The 5,271-nt window shown below is 63.5% G+C and carries 6 protein-coding genes; 1 reads left to right on the top strand and 5 read right to left on the bottom strand.

Annotation, left to right across the window (positions count from 1 at the left end; all coding sequences use genetic code 11):
- The 5 genes from I5W_RS32725 to I5W_RS00115 all read right to left on the bottom strand — a co-directional run.
- On the bottom strand, positions 1-222 hold a 222-nt coding region (locus I5W_RS32725; protein WP_217284430.1), incomplete at its 3' end, for a hypothetical protein.
- Between the two features lie 250 nt (positions 223-472).
- Positions 473-1,840 carry an MFS transporter gene (locus I5W_RS00130; RefSeq protein ID WP_148289008.1) on the bottom strand — a complete coding sequence of 456 codons (1,368 nt, stop codon included), beginning with the start codon at positions 1,838-1,840 and terminating at the stop codon, positions 473-475.
- A gap of 97 nt (positions 1,841-1,937) precedes the next feature.
- Positions 1,938-2,153 carry a DUF2783 domain-containing protein gene (locus tag I5W_RS00125; RefSeq protein ID WP_044527727.1) on the bottom strand — a complete coding sequence of 72 codons (216 nt, stop codon included), beginning with the start codon at positions 2,151-2,153 and terminating at the stop codon, positions 1,938-1,940.
- Positions 2,154-2,214: 61 nt separating this feature from the next.
- Positions 2,215-3,978, bottom strand: coding sequence for an FAD-dependent oxidoreductase (locus I5W_RS00120; RefSeq protein ID WP_083893422.1), 1,764 nt, complete (start codon positions 3,976-3,978; stop codon positions 2,215-2,217).
- A 35-nt stretch (positions 3,979-4,013) separates the two neighbouring features.
- Complete coding sequence (locus I5W_RS00115) at positions 4,014-4,973, bottom strand: MBL fold metallo-hydrolase (protein WP_044527726.1); 960 nt, start codon at positions 4,971-4,973, stop codon at positions 4,014-4,016.
- Between the two features lie 44 nt (positions 4,974-5,017).
- On the opposite strand from I5W_RS00115, the gene I5W_RS32720 reads away from it, so the two are divergent.
- The coding region (locus I5W_RS32720) for a hypothetical protein (protein ID WP_217284429.1) at positions 5,018-5,271 on the top strand (254 nt) is incomplete at its 3' end.

The following is a 5,271-nucleotide window of genomic DNA, read 5'->3' as shown; positions in this document are numbered from 1 at the left end:
TAGGATCTGACGTTTGTTGACCAGCTTGCTGGAGGGCGAGATTTGTTTGCTTGCCACAGAAGTTGGCAGCGGCGGATTGATCTGTATTTGACAGGAGAACGGACAATGGAAGTAAAAATCGTGCAAAGCCCGGATGATGCTGCGCTTCACCTGAATGCAACTGATCTCAAGAGATTCAATCTCGTATCGGGACAGATGGTGATCGTGGACTTCCAACCCCACGGAGTGATGTTGCGTGCGTTACCAAAGCGCGCCCGTTACGGGCTTGCAGATTTGGTCGGTCAGTGTGACCCGACAGCGCCTGAACCCTTGGATATGGGGACTTGGGCGAACTTGAGGGCGGTGGGGCGTGAAACTTCGTGAGAGGTTTGAAGAGGCCGCGAGGCGATTCGTATCGCCTCGGGCGAGGGGTGCATAAAAAGGCAGAACAGTTTTCAGCGGTGAACTTGCTTCATCCTGCAGACCGGACGGATCAGGTCTGCTTGCTCTGGGCTTCCTGTGTCGCCTTTCTGGGAATCAATCCCCACATCGTCAACCCACTGAGCAACAACAACCCCGCCAGGATATACAGGGCGATATCGATATTGCCGGTGCGCGTCTTGATCAGCCCGATCAGCCAGGGGCTGACGATGCCGCTGGTGATGCCCACGCTGGAGATGAAGGCGATGCCGGGGGCGATCGTCTGGGCCGGCAGCAGGCCCGGGGGCAGCGACCAGAAGATGGGCAGGGCGGCGAAGATCAGTACTGCCGCTACCGACAGCAGCCCCAGCGAGACCGCCAAGCTGGACGGGTGCAGCGTCAGCGCCGCCAGGGCCAGCGCGCCACCGGTGGTGCAGAACAGGAAGTGGCCGTGGCGCTCGTTGCGACGGTCGGAGCGGCGGGCGATCAGGATCAGGCCGATGGCGCCGATGGCGTTGGGGATCACCGTATAGAGCGACACCTGCACCACATCCTTGATGCCGAAGTCGCGGATCATCAGCGGCATCCAGAAGTTCAGCGTCAGCGAGCCGCAGGTCAGGGCGAAGTAGATGAAGGCGAACAGGTAGGTGGGCCGGTGGCTCAGGGCATGGCGCAGCGCCATCAGCGAGTGGGCTTTGACATGCTGGCTGCGTTGCGTTTCCTGGGTGTGCCGGGCCAGCAGGAAGCTGCGCTCCTGCGGGCTCAACCAACTGGCCTGGGCCGGGCTATCGGCCAGCAGGAAGATCACCAGCACGCCCAGCACCACGGCCGGTGCGCCTTCGATGGCAAACATCCATTGCCAGCCATACATGCCCATCACGCCGGCCATGTCGCGCATGATCCAGCCCGAGACCAGCCCCCCCAGCACACCCGCCACCGCCACGCCGGCAAAGAAGATCGCCATCACCGCCGCGCGCCGCCGCGCCGGGAACCAGTAGCTCAGGTACAGCACGATGCCGGGGAAGAAGCCGGCCTCGAAGACGCCCAGCAGGAAACGCAAGACATAGAAGTGGGTGGCGTCGGTCACGGCCATCATGCCCACCGAGGCCAGGCCCCACAGCACCATGATGCGCGAGAAGGTGCGGCGTGCGCCAAAGCGCGCCAGCAGCATGTTGCTGGGCACTTCGCACAGCACGTAGCCGACATAGAACACGGCCGCGCCCAGGCCGTACATGGCATCGCTGAAGCCCAGGTCCTGCTTCATCTGCAATTGCGCAAAGCCGATGTTGATGCGGTCCAGGAATGAGACCACGTAGCAGAGAAAGAGGAAGGGGATGATGCGCAGCCAGACCTTACGATAGATCGCGTCTTCGGCGGCCACGCTCAGGTTCAGGTGGGGAGGGGCGGCCAGCGTCGTGGCGCCCGGGGATGGGGTCATCATATGAAGGTCTCCGTTGGGTACGGCGCCTGTGGCGGCGCTCTTGTGGATAAGGGTGAAGAAAGATTCCGAGCAGGCAGTGCCGGCGACGACGGCTGCGTCAAGCCGCCGCGGCCAGTGCCGGTTCCACCCCGGCGCGTGCGCGCTGCATGGCCTCGAGCAGCACTTCGTGGCCGCCGATGTGATTGCACAGCAGCAGGATCAGGCGGGCATTGACGTCCTGGCTGGTGGCATCGTCCAGGCCACGATGCATGTCGATCAGGGCTTCGTAGAAATCGTCCGGGCGTGTCAGGTTGGGCGCGGTATTGAGTTGCATGATGGTCTCCTTGATAGCGTGTTGGTGTTGGTTGGCGGCAGTCGTCGATGGTGGCTGGGGTTCAGGCCGCGTCCAAGACGGGCGTGGCGACCTGGCTGGTAGGGCTGCTGATGTTGCCGCTGGCGCGCAAGAGCGCCGCGCCGATGGCTGGCGCATCGACGCTGCGCCAGCGCGCACAGACGTGTTGGTCGGGGCGGATCAGGTAGCAGGTCTGGCTGCTGGCGTGCGCGGCGTCGTAGCGCTGCGCGGCCAGCGCTTCGATGTCCTGCACGTAGCGCGCAGCCTGGCCCAGACGGGCCAGCAGGTGGCGGTCTTCGGGCGTGGCGGCGGCCTGGCCGACGAACAGCAACTGCAATGGCAGCGCGCCTTGCGTCAATTGCGCCAGCGCCTGCACCTGCTGCGCCGGCAGCGCGGCGGGGGCGGCAAAGATCATGGCCACGAAGCGCTCGCCCAGTTGCCGCAGCAGCCAGTCGGCCCCGGTGTCGCTGACTACCGGGGCATCGGTGCAGGGCGCGCCGGCTTGCATGGCACCCTGGAAGGGGGCGCTGTCTTCGGTGTTCAAGACCGAGCCGTGCAGCGTGGCCGGCAGCGACAGGCGACCACTGTTGACCAGGCGCCGCGCGAAGGCATGGTCCCGCGCCAGGCCCAGCACCGCATCGCGCAAGCGTCGGCTGACCGGGCTCTTGGGCGTGATGAAGTCGGTCGAGCGGGTGGAGTTGAGCAGGTTTTCATCAGCCGCGTATTCGCGCTCGCTGGCATAGCTGTCCAGCAGGCTGTCAGGCGCCTTGCCCTGCAGCACGTAGGCCAGTTTCCAGGCCAGGTTTTCGGCATCCTGCACACCGCTGTTGGCGCCACGGGCGCCGAAGGGCGAGACGCAGTGCGCGGCATCGCCCACGAACAGCACCCGGCCATGGCGGAAGCGGTCCATGCGCACGCAGGAGAAGGTATAGACGCTGACCCATTCCAGCGAGAATTGCACCTCCTTGCCCAGCAGCGCCTGCACCCGTGGGATCACCCGTTCGGGGCTCTTTTCCAGCACCGGATCAGCGTCCCAGCCGAGCTGGAAATCGATGCGCCAGACATCGTCAGGCTGGCGATGCAGCAGCACCGACTGGTTGGGATGGAAGGGCGGATCGAACCAGAACCAGCGCTCGGCCGGGAAGGGCGCATCCATCTTGACGTCGGCGATCAGGAAGCGGTCGCGGAAGGTGTGGCCCAGGCTTTCCAGCCCCATCATCTTGCGCAGCGCACTGCGCGATCCATCGGCGGCCACCACGTATTGCGCCTTCAAGGTGTAGCTGCCTTGGGGCGTGTCCACTGTCAGCGCTTCATGGTCGGCATGATGGGTGATGGCGCTGACCTTGCTCTTCCAGCGCAGTTCGATGTGCGCGAACTGGCGCGCCTGTTCCAGCAGATAGCCTTCGACGTAGTACTGCTGCAGGTTGATGAAGGCGGGCCGGGCATGGCCGCTTTCGGGCAGCAGGTCGAATTCGTAGACGGCTTCTTGGCGCAGGAACACCTTGCCGCGACTCCAGCCTACACCCTTGTCGACCATGCGCTGGCCACAGCCGATGCGGTCGAAGATATCCAGCGTGCGCTTGGCAAAGCAGATCGCCCGCGAACCGGTCGACAGCGTATCGTCGTCATCCACCAGTACCACGGCAATGCCCTGGCGGGCCAGGTCGATGGCAGTGACCAGCCCGACCGGGCCGGCGCCGATGACCACCACCGGATGGACCGCTGCCTGGTCGGGCCGGGTCTGTTCGGCGCAGGGTTGGTAGCCAAAGCGCTGCTGCTGGTAATCGATGGCTGGGATGCTCTTCATGTCTTGTCTCCTCGCTGTCCTTGCTCTTTTGTGGATCAGGCTTGCAGCGCCGCCCACATCTCCTTGTCGCGCTCGGCGGTCCAGATGCGTGGATGCACGATGCCGGAGGCTTCGTCATAAGCGCGGGTGACGTCGAAGGGCAGGCAGTGTTCGTAGATGAAGACCTGGCCGAACTTGGGGTCCATCAATTGGCGGGTATGCGCCATGGCTTCCTTCAGGCCCATCTTGGCGGCCACCGCTTCGCGCCCGGCGCGCAGCAGGGTGGAGACGAAATCCTTGGTATAGGCGATACCCTGCGCGACCTCTTGCGGTCCACGCAGGGCCGGGCCGCGACCGGGCACCAGGGCCTCGGGTTGCAGCGCCGAGAGCGCATCCAGCGTGGCCGGCCATGGTTCCAGTTGGGCGTCGCCGCAGTAGCAGGCGGCGTCGTATTCGACCAGGTCGCCCGAGAACAAGACCTTCTGGCCGGGCAGCCAGACCACGGTATCGCCCTTGGTATGGCCGGCGCCCAAGTGGGCGATCTTCACTTCCAGCTTGCCCATGAAAAGGGTCATTTCTTTTTCGAACACCAGGGTCGGCCAGGTCAGGCCGGGTACTGTTTCCACGCCCGCAAACAGGCGCGGGAAGCGTTCGATCTCGGACTTCATGTCGGCCTCGCCGCGCTCGACGATCATCTCGTAGGTGCCGCGGCTGGCGATGATCTGCTCGCCGCCTTCCTTGAAGTAGGCCGAGGCGCCCAGCACGCGCACGGCGTGGTAGTGGGTCAGCACCACGTACTTGATGGGCAGGTCGGTGACGCTGCGGATACGGGCAATCAGGTCTTGCGCCATGGCCGGGGTGGCCGTGGTGTCGATGACCATCACGCCATCGTCGCCGATGATGACGCCGGAATTGGGATCGCCCTCGGCGGTGTACGCGTAGGCGTTTTCGGAGATGCGTTCAAAGGTGATTTTCTTGGCGTCGAGATCCGCCTGGGATGCAAAAGCCTTGGCCATGTCTTCCTCGTTGCTTGGTTGAAGTGGGGGGGACGTGGCTGGACATGGCTTGCGCCATCGGGGGGGATGTCTCCGTCCAACCCGTCATGGATCAATGCGGGGCAACTGGTTTTGTTCTTGCCTGGGATGAGCAGGGTGAAGGCATCATAGTCACCGTCTTTTTATTAGTCAATATCAAATCTGCTTGTTATGCATTAATTGACGTTTTCTGCACCATGGTGTGTTTGAGGCGGAAAGAAGCCACATGCATTAGAATCAAGCTCTCGTGCCGCCTGGACATCATTGCATCGCATTGTTT

This window comes from Herbaspirillum sp. B65 (assembly GCF_000333555.1).
Taxonomy (GTDB): domain Bacteria; phylum Pseudomonadota; class Gammaproteobacteria; order Burkholderiales; family Burkholderiaceae_D; genus Herbaspirillum; species Herbaspirillum rubrisubalbicans.
Note: the sequence above shows the minus strand (reverse complement) of the source record. Positions and strands in the feature narration are given on the sequence as shown.